General features: G+C 70.7%; 14 protein-coding genes. 9 read left to right on the plus strand and 5 right to left on the minus strand.

Annotation, left to right across the window (positions count from 1 at the left end; all coding sequences use genetic code 11):
• Positions 1 to 24: 24 nt before the first annotated feature.
• The gene (locus tag AB0M29_RS25755) at positions 25 to 549 is read right to left on the minus strand and encodes a GtrA family protein (RefSeq protein ID WP_365386499.1); all 525 of its coding nucleotides are present in this window, start codon (positions 547 to 549) and stop codon (positions 25 to 27) included.
• A 211-nt stretch (positions 550 to 760) separates the two neighbouring features.
• On the opposite strand from AB0M29_RS25755, the gene AB0M29_RS25760 reads away from it, so the two are divergent.
• The 3 genes from AB0M29_RS25760 to AB0M29_RS25770 are packed head-to-tail and all read left to right on the plus strand — an operon-like array spanning position 761 to position 3,668.
• Positions 761 to 1,891 (plus strand): 5-(carboxyamino)imidazole ribonucleotide synthase, encoded by a 1,131-nt coding sequence (locus AB0M29_RS25760; RefSeq protein WP_365386585.1) that lies wholly within the window; start codon positions 761 to 763, stop codon positions 1,889 to 1,891.
• Positions 1,888 to 2,409, plus strand: a complete 522-nt coding sequence (gene purE, locus AB0M29_RS25765) for a 5-(carboxyamino)imidazole ribonucleotide mutase (protein WP_365386501.1) — start codon at positions 1,888 to 1,890, stop codon at positions 2,407 to 2,409. Before AB0M29_RS25760 ends, purE begins: the two co-directional genes overlap by 4 nt.
• A gap of 32 nt (positions 2,410 to 2,441) precedes the next feature.
• Positions 2,442 to 3,668: a dipeptidase gene (locus tag AB0M29_RS25770; RefSeq protein WP_365386503.1), complete on the plus strand. Its 1,227-nt coding sequence runs from the start codon at positions 2,442 to 2,444 to the stop codon at positions 3,666 to 3,668.
• 169 nt (positions 3,669 to 3,837) lie between these two features.
• Here the strand turns inward: AB0M29_RS25770 and AB0M29_RS25775 are convergent, their stop codons facing one another.
• Both AB0M29_RS25775 and AB0M29_RS25780 read right to left on the minus strand, forming a co-directional pair.
• Entirely contained in the window at positions 3,838 to 4,848 is a 1,011-nt protein-coding gene (locus AB0M29_RS25775; protein ID WP_365386505.1) for a lysylphosphatidylglycerol synthase domain-containing protein, read from the minus strand.
• A gap of 141 nt (positions 4,849 to 4,989) precedes the next feature.
• Positions 4,990 to 5,358, minus strand: coding sequence for a VOC family protein (locus AB0M29_RS25780; RefSeq protein ID WP_365386507.1), 369 nt, complete (start codon positions 5,356 to 5,358; stop codon positions 4,990 to 4,992).
• Between the two features lie 116 nt (positions 5,359 to 5,474).
• Here AB0M29_RS25780 and AB0M29_RS25785 point away from each other — a divergent pair, with 116 nt between their 5' ends.
• Complete coding sequence (locus AB0M29_RS25785) at positions 5,475 to 6,029, plus strand: CGNR zinc finger domain-containing protein (RefSeq protein WP_365386510.1); 555 nt, start codon at positions 5,475 to 5,477, stop codon at positions 6,027 to 6,029.
• 40 nt (positions 6,030 to 6,069) lie between these two features.
• Here the strand turns inward: AB0M29_RS25785 and AB0M29_RS25790 are convergent, their stop codons facing one another.
• Positions 6,070 to 7,413, minus strand: a complete 1,344-nt coding sequence (locus AB0M29_RS25790) for a UDP-glucose/GDP-mannose dehydrogenase family protein (protein ID WP_365386513.1) — start codon at positions 7,411 to 7,413, stop codon at positions 6,070 to 6,072.
• A 266-nt stretch (positions 7,414 to 7,679) separates the two neighbouring features.
• Here AB0M29_RS25790 and AB0M29_RS25795 point away from each other — a divergent pair, with 266 nt between their 5' ends.
• The 4 genes from AB0M29_RS25795 (at position 7,680) to AB0M29_RS25810 (ending at position 11,552) form a co-directional block, all read left to right on the plus strand.
• Positions 7,680 to 8,783 carry an LCP family protein gene (locus AB0M29_RS25795; protein ID WP_365386516.1) on the plus strand — a complete coding sequence of 368 codons (1,104 nt, stop codon included), beginning with the start codon at positions 7,680 to 7,682 and terminating at the stop codon, positions 8,781 to 8,783.
• 83 nt (positions 8,784 to 8,866) lie between these two features.
• Entirely contained in the window at positions 8,867 to 10,024 is a 1,158-nt protein-coding gene (locus AB0M29_RS25800; RefSeq protein WP_365386519.1) for an acyl-CoA dehydrogenase family protein, read from the plus strand.
• Between the two features lie 318 nt (positions 10,025 to 10,342).
• On the plus strand, positions 10,343 to 11,011 hold the full coding sequence (locus tag AB0M29_RS25805) for an LAETG motif-containing sortase-dependent surface protein (RefSeq protein WP_365386521.1): 669 nt from the start codon (positions 10,343 to 10,345) through the stop codon (positions 11,009 to 11,011).
• Between the two features lie 121 nt (positions 11,012 to 11,132).
• Entirely contained in the window at positions 11,133 to 11,552 is a 420-nt protein-coding gene (locus tag AB0M29_RS25810) for a hypothetical protein (RefSeq protein WP_365386524.1), read from the plus strand.
• A 102-nt stretch (positions 11,553 to 11,654) separates the two neighbouring features.
• Here AB0M29_RS25810 and AB0M29_RS25815 read toward each other — a convergent pair whose 3' ends face one another.
• Complete coding sequence (locus AB0M29_RS25815; RefSeq protein ID WP_365386526.1) at positions 11,655 to 12,848, minus strand: LCP family protein; 1,194 nt, start codon at positions 12,846 to 12,848, stop codon at positions 11,655 to 11,657.
• 152 nt (positions 12,849 to 13,000) lie between these two features.
• On the opposite strand from AB0M29_RS25815, the gene AB0M29_RS25820 reads away from it, so the two are divergent.
• Positions 13,001 to 13,558 (plus strand): acyl-CoA thioesterase, encoded by a 558-nt coding sequence (locus AB0M29_RS25820; protein ID WP_365386528.1) that lies wholly within the window; start codon positions 13,001 to 13,003, stop codon positions 13,556 to 13,558.
• Positions 13,559 to 13,580 lie beyond the last annotated feature (22 nt).

Here is a 13,580-nt window from a genome sequence, read left to right on the forward strand (position 1 = left end):
CGGCCCAGGTGCGGTGAGGCCGGCTCAGTTGGAGCGGTCGACGCCCGGCTTCGCCTTCGCCTCGGCCGCCTTCGAGGCGGCCAGGTACGCCTCGGCCTGCTCCACGGTCTCGCGGGCGGGCAGCGTCCGGAACACCCAGGTGCGGTAGGACCAGAAGCGGAAGAGGGTGGCGACACCGATGCCGACGAACTTGAAGATGTTGCTCTGCAGCTGGCTGTCCCAGCCGAAGCCGTACGTCGCCGCGTAGAGCACGCCGTTCTCGATCACCAGGCCGATGGCGCTGAACAGCAGGAACAGGCTCAGCTCCCTGGTGCGGCCCGCCTTGTCGCGGTCCCGGTAGGTGAAGTACCGGAAGCCCACGTAGTTGAAGACGATGGACACCATGGTGGCCAGGATGCTGGCGCGTACGGTCTGCAGTTCGGTGCTGTGCCGCAGCAGGTTGAAGACGCCGATGTTGACCAGCACACCCGCGCCGCCCACCGCCCCGAACTTCGCGATCTCGCGATACAGCTGCCGAAGTTTCGAACGCAGCCTTTGCGGTCGGCTCATGGTGGTGGCTCGGCCCTGTCTGTGAGGGGTCGGGTGGGTCGGGTGGGACGTCAGCCCGTGTTCCCCTCATGCTAACCGTGCTGTACAAACCTACGGCGATTGACGGCCGTCAATCGTGCGGTCGTACGGTGGATATCCTGACAGTGCCATCCATCGGGGGACCACCCCCGCACCCGCGGCAGGAAAAAACGTGACATTCCCGGTAGTCGGCATGGTCGGCGGCGGCCAGCTCGCCCGTATGACCCACGAAGCGGGCATCCCGCTCGGCATCAGGTTCAGGATTCTCAGCGACACACCGCAGGACAGCGCGGCGCAGGTCACCGGCGACGTGGTGGTCGGCGACTACCGCGATCTGGCCACCCTGCGGGCCTTCGCCGAGGGCTGCGACGTGATCACCTTCGATCACGAGCACGTCCCCGTGGAGCACCTGCGCGCACTGGAAGCCGAGGGGGTGGCGGTGCGGCCCGGTGCTGACGCACTGGTGCACGCCCAGGACAAGGGCGTGATGCGGGCCAGGCTCGCGGAGATCGGCGCGCCCTGCCCGGCCAACCGGATCGTCGCCGACCCGGCCGACGTCACCCGCTTCGCCGCCGAGACCGGCGGCTACCCCGTGGTGCTGAAGACCGTGCGCGGCGGCTACGACGGCAAGGGCGTCTGGGTGGTCCCGGACGAGACCGCCGCCGCCGAGCCCTTCCGCGCCGGTGTCCCGGTGCTCGCCGAGGTGAAGGTCGACTTCGTACGGGAACTGGCCGCCAATGTCGTGCGGTCGCCGCACGGCCAGGCCGTCTCGTACCCCGTCGTGGAGTCCGTGCAGGTCGACGGCGTGTGCGACACCGTGATCGCGCCCGCGCCCGACCTGCCGGACGAGCTGTCCGCGCAGGCCCAGCAGCTCGCGCTGACCATCGCCGACGCGCTCGGCGTCGTCGGCCACCTCGCGGTCGAGCTGTTCGAGACCCGCGCGGCCGACGGCACCCCCGGCATCCTCGTCAACGAACTGGCGATGCGCCCGCACAACAGCGGCCACTGGACGATGGACGGCGCTGCGACCTCGCAGTTCGCCAACCACCTGCGCGCCGTGCTCGACCTGCCGCTGGGCGACCCGCGGCCCCGGGCCCGCTGGACCGTGATGGCCAACGTGCTCGGCGGTGACTACCCCGACATGTACGCGGCCTATCTGCACTGCATGGCCCGCGACCCCGGCCTGAAGATCCACATGTATGGCAAGGACGTGAAGCCGGGCCGTAAGGTCGGCCATGTCAACACCTACGGCGACGACCTGGCCGACGTGCGCGAGCGCGCCCGCCACGCGGCCGACTACCTGCGAGGAACGATCGACGAATGAGCACACCACCCCTGGTCGGCATCGTGATGGGCTCCGACTCCGACTGGCCGGTGATGGAGGCCGCCGCGCAGGCCCTCGACGAGTTCGAGGTGCCCTACGAGGTCGACGTCATGTCCGCGCACCGCATGGCCCGCGAGATGATCGGCTACGGCGAGCAGGCCGACGGCCGCGGTCTGAAGGTGATCATCGCGGGCGCGGGCGGCGCCGCCCACCTGCCCGGCATGCTCGCCTCCGTCACCCCGCTGCCGGTCATCGGCGTGCCCGTGCCGCTGAAGTACCTGGACGGCATGGACTCGCTGCTGTCCATCGTGCAGATGCCCGCGGGCGTACCCGTCGCCACCGTCTCCATCGCGGGCGCCCGTAACGCGGGCCTGCTCGCGGTACGGATGCTCGCCGCGCACGACACCGAACTGCTGGTGAAGATGCGGGAGTTCCAGCAGTCGCTGAACGACCAGGCGACGGAGAAGGGCAAGCGGCTGCGGGCCAAGGTCACCGGCACCGCCGGTTTCGGCTTCTGACCCGCTGAACTCCTGACGACGGAAGGCACTCCATGGATCCGCTGGCCAGGGCCCGCGAACTGCTCGCCGAACACCCCGTGGTGGACGGGCACAACGACCTTCCGTGGGCACTGCGCAAGCAGGTCTCGTACGACCTCGACCGGCTCGACATCGGCGCCGACCAGAGCGACCGGCTGCACACCGACATCCCGCGGCTGCGGGCGGGCGGCGTCGGCGGCCAGTTCTGGTCGGTGTACGTCAGCAACGAGCTGACCGGGGGAGCGGCGGTCACCGCCACCCTCGAACAGGTCGACGTGGTCCGCCGGATGACCGAGCGTTACCCCGCCGACCTGCGGCTCGCGCTCACCGCCGACGACATGGAGGCCGCCCGCGCCGAGGGCCGGATCGCCTCCCTGATGGGCGCCGAGGGCGGCCACTCCATCGACGACTCGCTGGCCACCCTGCGGGCGCTGTACGACCTCGGCGTCCGCTACATGACGCTGACGCACAACGAGAACACCGCCTGGGCGGACTCCGCGACCGACGAGCCCGCGGCGGGCGGGCTGACCGCCTTCGGCGAGGAGGTCGTCCGCGAGATGAACCGCCTCGGCATGCTCGTCGACCTCTCGCACGTCTCCGCCGACACCATGCGCGCCGCGCTGCGGGTCGCCGAGGCGCCCGTGCTGTTCTCGCACTCCTCGGCGCGCGCCGTCTGCGACCACGTACGCAACATCCCCGACGACGTGCTCGCCGCCCTCCCGGCCAACGGCGGCGTGGCGATGGCCACCTTCGTCCCGAAGTTCATCCTCCCGGCGGCCATCGAGTGGACGCTGGCCGCCGACGAGAACATGCGCGCCAAGGGCTTCCACCACCTCGACACCACCCCCGAGGGCATGGCCGTCCAGCGCGCCTACGAAGCGGCCCACCCCCGCCCCATCGCCACCGTCGGCACGGTCGCCGACCACCTCGACCACATGCGCGAGGTGGCCGGCATCGACCACCTCGGCATCGGCGGCGACTTCGACGGCACCGCCTTCACCCCCTCCGGCCTCACCGACGTCGCCGGCTACCCCCACCTCGTCGCCGAACTCCTCCGCCGCCACTGGTCCGACGCCGACCTCGCCAAACTCACCTGGCACAACGCCGTCCGCGTCCTGCGCGACGCGGAGTCGGCCGCCGCCTCCCTCCGCACCCGCCGCGCCCCGTCGGTAGCGACCCTGGCGGCGCTGGACGGCGAATTCAGCCCGGCAGAGGCAACATCCAGCCCGTCCGGCGTGTGAGGACACGCGTCGGCCGACGGACTGCCGTCGGCTCCACCGACGGACGGAGTCCGGCGCAGCCGGGCGAAGCCCGAACGGCCCGCCGGGGCCGGGTGGTGCGAGGACGGCGTCAAGAGGAATCTGCCGTCCGGCGTGTGAGGACCAGCCCGAGCGGGCGCCCCGCAGGACGTCAAAGAACCCGGCGCCGTACGAGTGCCCCCAACGTGAGCGCCGCGGGCACCAGCGGGAGCCAGACGGTGATGATGCGGAAGCCGAGCACCGCCGAGGCGGCGGTCGCGGTGGAGGAGCCCGCGGCGACCAGGGCGAAGGTGAGCGCGGCGTCGACCGAGCCGAGCCCGCCCGGCGTGGGCACCATCGTGGCCAGGCAGGTCGCGGCCAGATAGGCGAGCGCCGCGTGGGTGGCCGGTACGGGCATGTCGAGCGCCAGCGTCACCGCGGCCAGCCCCGCCGCCTGGAGCGCGGGGAAGGCCAGTGAGCCGCCCCACAGGGCCAGGACGCGCGAGGGACGGCCGTGCAGGGTACGGGCGTCGGTGAGCGCGGCGGCCACGAAGGTGGTGACCGCGGCGCGCAGCCGCCGGACGCAGACCAGGACGACGACCCCCGCGCAGACCGCCACCGCGAGCGCGGCGGCGGAGATCAGCAGCGCGGTGCGGTCCGGCAGCAGCCCGCGCAGGTGGAGCGCGTGCGGAAAGGCGAGGAGCAGGACCAGCAGCAGCGCCACCCGGCCGACGGATTCGGCGAGCGAGTACAGCGCGAGCGCGGCCGACGACCGTACGAGGGGGAGCCCCTGGGTGCGCAGGAAGCGGAGGTTGACCGCGCTCGCGCCGATGCCCGCGGGAGCGAGCTGCCCGGCGGCCGTCGCGGCGAACTGCGTGGCCAGCAGCCGGGCGCCCGGCAGCGGTTCGATGACGGTGCCCTGGCGGGCGAAGGCGTTGGCGACCCAGCCGAGCCCGGTCGCGGCGAGCGCCGCCAGCAGCCAGCCGCGCCGGGCGCCGAGCAGGTCGTGGCCGCCCGCCGCGATGAGCGACCAGTGCCCGGATATCCACCCGGCGACGAGCAGCGCGGGTATCAGCCCGGCGACGGTACGCAGCGGAAACCGCCGCCGGCCGCCCGGGCGTGTCCCCGCGACCTCACCGGACGGTTCCCCCGGCTGCCCCTCCGGCTCCTGCCGCTCCCCCATGCCCATCGCTCTCGGTCGTCCCGCCGTGCGGCGATCGTAGTACCGCGGGCAGCGTCCACCGCCGGGGAGTCGCCCCGGCGTCGGACGGCCGAGGGACAGGGGACGGCCGGGTGACGGTCAGAAGACGGCGCCTCCCTCCCGTCAGCAGGCGCACAGACAGAACGGGTGGCCCGCCGGGTCCGCGAAGACGCGCCAGTTGCGCTCGCCGTCGTTGTCGCCCTCCAGGAGGGTCGCGCCGAGGGCGATGACCCGGTCCTGCGCGGCGTCGAGTTCGGCGCGCTCCACGGCGACGTCGAGATGGAACTGCTGCGGGTGCTCCGGGTCGGGCCACCGCGGCGCCCGCAGGGCCGGGGCGAGCTGGAAGGAGATCTGCTGGCCGCCCTCGCGGTGCAGCTCGACCCAGCTCTCGTCCTCGACCTTGACCGTGCCGCCGACCAGTTCGGCGTAGAAACCGGCCAGTGCCGTGGGGTCGGGGCAGTCCAGGACGACGGCGCTCAGCTTGCCGATCATGGTCGGGCTTCCTTTCGCTTGGCGGGCTGTCCGCGTACGTACGTCCCGTTACCTCTATCGCTGAGGTACCGGTAACGGTTACCTCATCATTCCGGAGTGACGGTAACGTGGCAAGGGTGGAGCAGCCCGGAGAACGCCATCCCGCTCCCGGATCGCTGCGGCTGGTCCAGGACCTGGTCAACACCGTCGACCTCGAAGGCGGCGCCGACGAACTGCGCGACGCCGACGCGCTGACGGCCTGGGCGCGGGAGAACGGCGTCGCGGGCGCGCCCTTCGACGCCGCGGATCTCGCCGAGGTCCTGGTGCTGCGCGAGGCGCTGCGTGATGTGTGCCAGGCCCACACGGGCCCGGATGTGCCGCAGGGCAGCACGGAAGCGCTGGACGCGCTGCTCTCCAGGGCCCCGCTGCGACTGGTGATCGACCCCGAGGGCACTGCCGCCGTCCGGCCCGCGCCCGGTCTGACGGGCGCCGCGGGCCTCACCGCGCACCTCGCCGCCGTCATCGCGGGCGCGGTCGCCGACGGGACCTGGCAGCGGCTGAAGTCCTGCGCCGCCGACACGTGCCGCTGGGTCTACTACGACCGCAGCCCGTCGGGGCGCAGCCGCTGGTGCACGATGTCGATCTGCGGCAGCCGCGCCAAGATGCGCGCCTACCGCAACCGGACCCGCTGAGCGGCTCCGCCGCCGGGCACGTCCTGTGGCCTGTCCGGCCCTACGCCGCCGGGCGGCCCATCGCGCGGAAGGTCCAGCCCGCGTTCCGCCAGACCACCGGGTCCAGCGCGTTGCGGCCGTCGAGGATGTGCGGTCGCTTCGCCACCTCGGCCAGCGCCAGCGGGTCCAGCTCGCGGAACTCGCGCCACTCGGTCAGATGCAGCACGACGTCGGCGCCGCGTACCGCCTCCAGCGCCGTGGGCGCGTAACCCAGGGTCGGGAAGAGCCGGCGGGCGTTGTCCATGCCCTTGGGGTCGTAGACGGTGACCTGGCCGCCCTGGAGCTGGATCTGCCCGGCGACGTTGAGCGCGGGGGAGTCGCGTACGTCGTCGGAGTCGGGCTTGAAGGTGGCGCCGAGCACCGCGATACGGCAGCCGAGGAAACTGCCGCCGCCGACCGCCTCGCGTGCCAGCTCCACCATGTGGGTGCGCCGCCGCATGTTGATCGAGTCGACCTCGCGCAGGAACGTCAGTGCCTGGTCGGCGCCCAGCTCGCCGGCGCGCGCCATGAAGGCGCGGATGTCCTTGGGCAGGCAGCCGCCGCCGAAGCCGATCCCGGCGCGCAGGAACTTGGCGCCGATCCGGTCGTCGTAGCCGATCGCCTCCGCGAGCTTGGCGACGTCGCCGCCCGCCGCCTCGCTGACCTCGGCCATGGCGTTGATGAAGGAGATCTTGGTGGCGAGGAAGGCGTTGGCCGCGGTCTTCACCAGCTCGGCCGTCGGGTAGTCGGCGACCACGAACGGCGTGCCTTCTGCGACGGGTGTGGCGTAAACCTCCCGCAGGAGTGACTCGGCGCGTTCACTGGTGACGCCGACCACGATCCGGTCCGGGTGCAGCGTGTCCTGGACCGCGAAGCCCTCCCGCAGGAACTCCGGGTTCCAGGCCAGCTCCGCGTCCGCGCCGACCGGGGCCAGCTCGGTGAGCATCGCCGCCAGCCGGGCGGCGCTGCCCACCGGCACGGTGGACTTGCCGACGACCAGCGCGGGGCGCCGCAGGTGCGGGGCGAGCAGCGAGAAGGCGCTCTCCACGTAGCTCATGTCGCAGGCGTACTCGCCGTGCTTCTGCGGAGTGTTCACGCAGACGAAGTGGACGTCGCCGAACTCGCCGACCTCCTCCCAGGAGGTGGTGAAGCGCAGCCGCCCGCTGGAGCCCTCGAACCCGGCCACGTGCTTGGCCAGCAGCTCCTCCAGACCGGGCTCGTACATCGGCACCCGGCCCTGTGACAGCATCTCGACCTTGTGGGGTTCGATGTCGAGTCCCAGGACGTCGAAACCGAGCTCGGCCATGGCCGCGGCGTGGGTGGCGCCGAGATAGCCGGTGCCGATGACGGTGAGCTTCAGAGGCATGCGCAGAGCATAGTCGGCACCGGGTGGACCAAACCGGGGGTGGTCACGAGGCCGGAGGTCCACAATGCGTGCATAGATCTAAGGGGTGGGGTGCGATCGTGGCCGACACGAGTGACATAGGCGACGGGACGGACACGGGGACGGACGACACGGGCCGCATACCCGGTCCCCGGGAAACCGGCGCAAAAGAGGTGGCGGAAAATCGCGCGGAGGCCCCCGCGGCCCCGGCTCTCGACCCCGCGGAGACCGAGGGTCCCACCGTTCCGATGGAGCCATCCGACCCGGCGGAACCCGCGGAACCCGCCGAGCCCTCCGACCCCGACTCCCCGGACCGCCGCGCGCGGCGCCGCCGCCGTACCCGCCGGGTGCTGTACGGCGCCCTCATCCTGCTCTGCACGGGAGTGCTGCTGATCGCGGGCACCGGCTACTGGGCGTACGAGCACTACACCGGCCGCGTCGACCGCATCCCCAACGCCTTCCCGACCAATGTGCCCGCCGCCGCCCAGCCGCCGCCGTCGAAGGGCGGCCAGACCTTCCTGCTGGTCGGCGTCGACGCCCGCTCCGACCTGCCGACCACCGGCAAGGACGCCAAGGCACCCGAGTGGAAGCGCGGCGCCCAGCGCAGCGACACGATGATGCTGGTCCACCTGCCGTCCGACCACAAGAGCGCCTATGTCGTCTCGCTGCCGCGCGACTCCTGGGTGAGCATCCCCGGCAACGGCAAGGCCAAGCTGAACGCCGCCTTCTCCTGGGGCGGCCCGCCGCTGCTGATCGACACCGTGCAGCGGCTGACCAGGGTGAAGATCGACCACCTGGCCGTCATCGACTGGAGCGGCTTCAAGAAGCTGACGGACGCCGTCGGCGGCGTGGACATCACCGTCGACAAGACGGTCTCCCGGCGCAACGGCCCCGGCGGTGTCTGGACCCAGGGCACCCACCACATGAACGGCGACGACGCGCTCGACTACGTACGCGAGCGCTACGGCCTGCCGCGCGGCGACCTCGACCGCACCCACCGGCAGCAGAACTTCCTGCGGGCGGTCCTGTCCAAGATGCTCTCCGGCGGCACCTTCACCAACCCGCTCAAGCTGAAGCACACCCTCGACCAGGTGACGTCCGTGGTCAGCGTCGACGACAAGCTCTCCAACAGCGACCTGCGGAACCTGGTGTGGAACATGCGCGGGGTGCGCTCCTCGGACATGGTCTTCATGAACGCGCCGATCTCCGGCTTCGACATGATCCAGAAGCAGTCCGTGGTGCTGCTCGACGCCAACGGCAGCTCCGAGCTGTGGGAGGCGATGCGCAACGACACGATGTCCGACTACGTCGCCACGCACACCATCGACAAACTCGGTGACAGGGTGTCGTGAACGTCACGTAGGCCACACTGGTGGTAAGGCCCTAAAATCAGTGGGTTACTTAACGGTAGTTAGCATGCGGGGAGTGAGACACCTTGGCCGGATCCTCCGACTTCGACCTTTTCCGGACCTCCGAGGAGCACGACATGCTCCGGGACGCGGTGCGGTCGCTCGCCGAGGCGAAGATCGCGCCGTTCGCCGCCGAGGTGGACGAGCTCGGCCGCTTCCCGCAGGAGGCCCGTGAGGCCCTGGAGGCCAACGACCTGCACGCGGTGCACGTCCCCGAGGCGTACCAGGGCTCCGGCGCCGACGCGCTGTCCACGGTCATCGTGATCGAGGAGGTGGCCCGGGTCTGCGCCTCCTCCTCCCTCATCCCCGCGGTCAACAAGCTCGGCTCGCTGCCCGTACAGCTGTCCGGCTCCGAGGAGCTGAAGGCCAAGTACCTGGGCGCGCTGGCCCGCGCCGAGGGCATGTTCTCGTACTGCCTGTCCGAGCCCGAGGCGGGCTCGGACGCGGCGGGCATGAAGACCCGCGCGGTGCGCGACGGCGACTTCTACGTGCTCAACGGCGTCAAGCGGTGGATCACCAACGCGGGCGTCTCCGAGTACTACACCGTCATGGCGGTCACCGACCCCGACAAGCGCTCCAAGGGCATCTCCGCCTTCGTCGTCGAGAAGGACGACGAGGGTGTGTCCTTCGGCGCCCCGGAGAAGAAGCTCGGCATCAAGGGCTCGCCCACCCGCGAGGTCTACTTCGACAACGTGCGGATCCCGGCCGACCGCATGATCGGCGACGAGGGCACCGGCTTCGCGACCGCGATGAAGACCCTCGACCACACCCGCGTCACCATCGCCGCGCAGGCCCTCGGCATCGCCCAGGGCGCCCTCGACTACGCCAAGGGCTACGTCAAGGAGCGCAAGCAGTTCGGCAAGGCCATCGCGGAGTTCCAGGGCATCCAGTTCATGCTCGCCGACATGGCGATGAAGCTGGAGGCCGCCCGCCAGCTCACCTACGCCGCCGCCGCCAAGTCCGAGCGCACCGACTCCGACCTCACCTTCTTCGGTGCCGCGGCCAAGTGCTACGCCTCCGACGTCGCCATGGAGGTCACCACCGACGCCGTCCAGCTCCTCGGCGGCTACGGCTACACCCGTGACTACCCGGTCGAGCGCATGATGCGCGACGCCAAGATCACCCAGATCTACGAGGGCACCAACCAGGTCCAGCGCATCGTCATGTCGCGCAACCTGCCGTAGCGTTCACCTCTTTCGCGCACAGGCGGGAGGCGCCCTTCGGGGAGCCTCCCGCCTCGTCGTGTGCGGGGTGTGCGGTGTGCGGGAACGATTCGCCGGATGATTCACAGGAGATCGCATTGCCCCGGAATATGCCAGTGGCTCCGGATTCGGTCCGATGAGAACGTCACCGGAAGAGGTTTAGCGTCTGATTTGGGGTCAATTGACAAGCTGCCAGGGTGGCTTGTAGAGGTGTGGTGGCCACGGATGGAATCGGCGGTTCCGTCGTCCCCTGTGCGTCCCATTCCGCGCTTCATGCTCCGACCCCCCTGAAGGGCAGACGTGTCCATATCCCGCCGCACCGCGATCTCGGTGCGTACCATCGGCGTTGCCTCCGCCGCAGCCGCGCTCGCGCTCGGCGTTGCAGGCACCGCGTTCGCCTGCCACATCGGCGAGTTCACCGCCAGTGCCTCCTGCGACCAGGGCAAAGGCTCGATCACCGTTGTCGACAAGGACAACTCCACCCCGGTGACGATCACCGTGTCGGAGGGCCAGAACGAGGTCGGATCCAAGTCCGGCGTCGTCGGGAACACCGACCTGGGCGTCCCCGTCACCTTCCCGGTGGACTGGAAGCCGAGCACCAAGTACACGGTGCACGTGGTGAAGACGAAGAGCGGCGACGTCGTCGGCGACACCTACGTCACGACCCCGGAGACGGCGTGCACGAAGCCGACGCCGCCCGCCTCCCCGTCCAACTCCCCGTCGACGACGCCCTCCACCACGCCGTCGACCACCCCCTCGACGACGCCGAGCGCGACGCCGACCACCACCGCCCCGGCCGTCGGTGACACCAGCTCCCCGTCGCCGTCCTCCAGCGGCAGCGGCAACCTGGCCGAGACCGGTGGCGGCAGCGACGCCCCGATGCTCGCCGGTGTCGCCGGCGCGCTGGTCCTCGTCGGCGGTGGCGCGGTGTTCGCGCTGCGCCGTCGTGGTGCGGCCGCACGGCACTGACGCACGACCGGTATGTACCCGACGGGTACCTGACAGCCTGTTGGCGGTACGCTGCGACGCCCGTCGTCATCTGACGACGGGCGTCGCAGTCTTTTCCACGAACTGAAGTCGGGGGCCCCACATGGCCATTCGCAAGTCCACGATGCAGGAGCAGGTGGCTCAGGCCATCGCACAGATCAACCCGGGCGACCGGGCGATCGCCACCATCCACACGGTGACCGGGCCGAGCCCGTGGCTGATCAACTCGCTCGGCGTGATCGCTCAGGCATTCGTGAAGTACTACTTCGTCACGGTCACCGAGCAGGCCGTGGTGTTCCACAAGGCGGGCCGGATGAGCGCCCGTCCGAAGGAGCTCGTCGCCGCCATACCGCGCCACGAGGCCGCGCGCCTGGTGAGCGAGGTCAAGCGCAACGCCCTGTGGAGCTCGCTGAAGTTCCAGCTCCCGGGCGAGCCCAAGCCGACCCGGCTGAACGTGGCCCGCTACTGGCGGCCCGAGCTGGACCAGTGGGTGCCCGCGGTCACCGGCGCCCAGGCGGCCTGACCCAGGTCCGCCCCCACATGCCTACGGCCCCGGTCCGCAGCACGAAGCTGCCGGGCCGGGGCCGTTGCGGTGTCACCCGTGGCGACTGCCTCGCGGGGCGCGCTACTTGGTGACCGTGACCTTGTCGTCGTTCTTCAGCTCGCCGAAGAGCGTCTTGGCCTTGGTCATGTCCCACTTGACCGCGTCGCCGTCGCTCCTGGTCTGGAAGTTGGCGTTGCCTATCGGCACGGTGATCGAGGTGCCGTCGCCGCCGGTGACGCCCTTCATCGCCCAGAACATCGAGGCCAGGTTCATCAGGCTCATGTGCTTGTCCACGATGAGGGTGTCGAGTCCCGAACCGATGACCGGGTAGAGCTTGAACGGGTTGAGGATCGTGCTCGGCGAAGCCGCCTGGTGGGCCAGGGTGGACAGGAACTTCTGCTGGTTCCGCATCCGGCCGAGGTCCTGGTCGGCCTCCTGGTGGCGCTGCCGTACGAAGGCCAGCGACTGCTTGCCGTTGAGCTTCTGGCAGCCCGCGGCGAAGTCGGCGCCCGACGCCTTGTCGTGCAGCGGCTTGTCCAGGCACATGTTGACGCCGCCCAGCGCGTTGACCAGGTTCACGAACCCGGCGAAGCCGATCTCCGCGTAGTGGTCGATGTGCAGACCGGTGTTGTACTCGATGGTGCGGGTGAGCAGCTCGGGGCCGCCGTCGGCGTACGCACGGTTGAGCTTGTGCGTGGAGGCCGCGTAGCGCTTGCCGGACTGCTGACCGGTGAAGGCCGGGATGGTCACGTACGAGTCGCGCGGCAGGCTCATCATGGTGGTCCCGTTGGAACCGGTGTGCAGGATCATCATGGAGTCGGTGCGCTGGCCCTCGGCGGCGCCGGTGTGCAGGTCCTTCTCGTCCTGCTTGGTCAGCCCCTCGCGGCTGTCGGAGCCGACGATCAGGTAGTTCGTGCCCTTGCCCGTCGGCGGCCGGTCCTCGACCTTGCTGAGGTCGACCTCGCGGCGGACCTTGGAGTCGGCCCAGAAGTACGTGGAGACGGACACCACGAGCAGCACCACGACCAGGCCCAGCGCCGTGTAGCCGATCTTCTTCCGGGTACTCCAGCGCGGCCGCCGGGGACCGCTGTCAGGTCCCGCGGTCGGCGGCGGGCCGAACTGGCCGCCCGCGCCACCGCTGGGTGCCGCGGCGCTGCGGGTGGGCTGCGGCGGAATCCCTCGGGCAGCACCGGCAGCCCTGCGCGGCGACAGTTCGGGGGGCAGCGGCGGCTCTGCCTGCCGACGCTGTTCGGTGTCATCGCTCCAACCGTTCATGCAGGAAAGTGTGCATGCCGACCGCGGGAGACCAGCAATCCAGGGCGGTTCTGTAGCAGACCCGATGCATTCGGCCACCAGCCGCAGCAGTCTCGTGACGCACCTCGTGACGCGCGTCCCCGCGGCCCTGGAGCGGACCTAAAGTGGAGGCCATGATCGACGCATCCGTGCCGGAGTTCCCCGGCGTCCCGGTGATCCCGGGCAAGCCCACCTCCGCGTCCCGCATCACGCTCTCCCACATCATGAGCGCGCACGACACGAACCTCCTGGGCACCGTCCACGGCGGTGTCGTGATGAAGCTCGTGGACGACGCGGCGGGCGCGGTCGCCGGGCGGCACTCCGAGGGACCGGCCGTCACCGGTGCGATGGACGAGATGGCCTTCCTCGAACCCGTCAGGGTCGGCGACCTGCTCATCGTGAAAGCCCAGGTCAACTGGACCGGCCGGACCTCGATGGAGGTCGGGGTACGGGTGATGGCCGAGCGGTGGAACGAGGCGGGGTCCGCCAAGCAGGTCGCCAGCGCCTATCTGGTCTTCGTGGCCGTCGACGTCGACGGCAAGCCGCGCAATGTGCCGCCCGTGCTGCCGGAGACGGACGCCGACCGGCGCCGCGAGCAGGAGGCCCAGATCCGCCGCACCCACCGGCTGGCCCGCCGCCGCGCCATCGTCGAGCTGCGCCGCCGGCGCGCGGCCGAGGGCCTGGACGACTGACCGGTCCGCGGGGCCCCGGAGC

Origin of the sequence: Streptomyces sp. NPDC051976, from assembly GCF_040680795.1 — a bacterium.
Classification (GTDB): domain Bacteria; phylum Actinomycetota; class Actinomycetes; order Streptomycetales; family Streptomycetaceae; genus Actinacidiphila.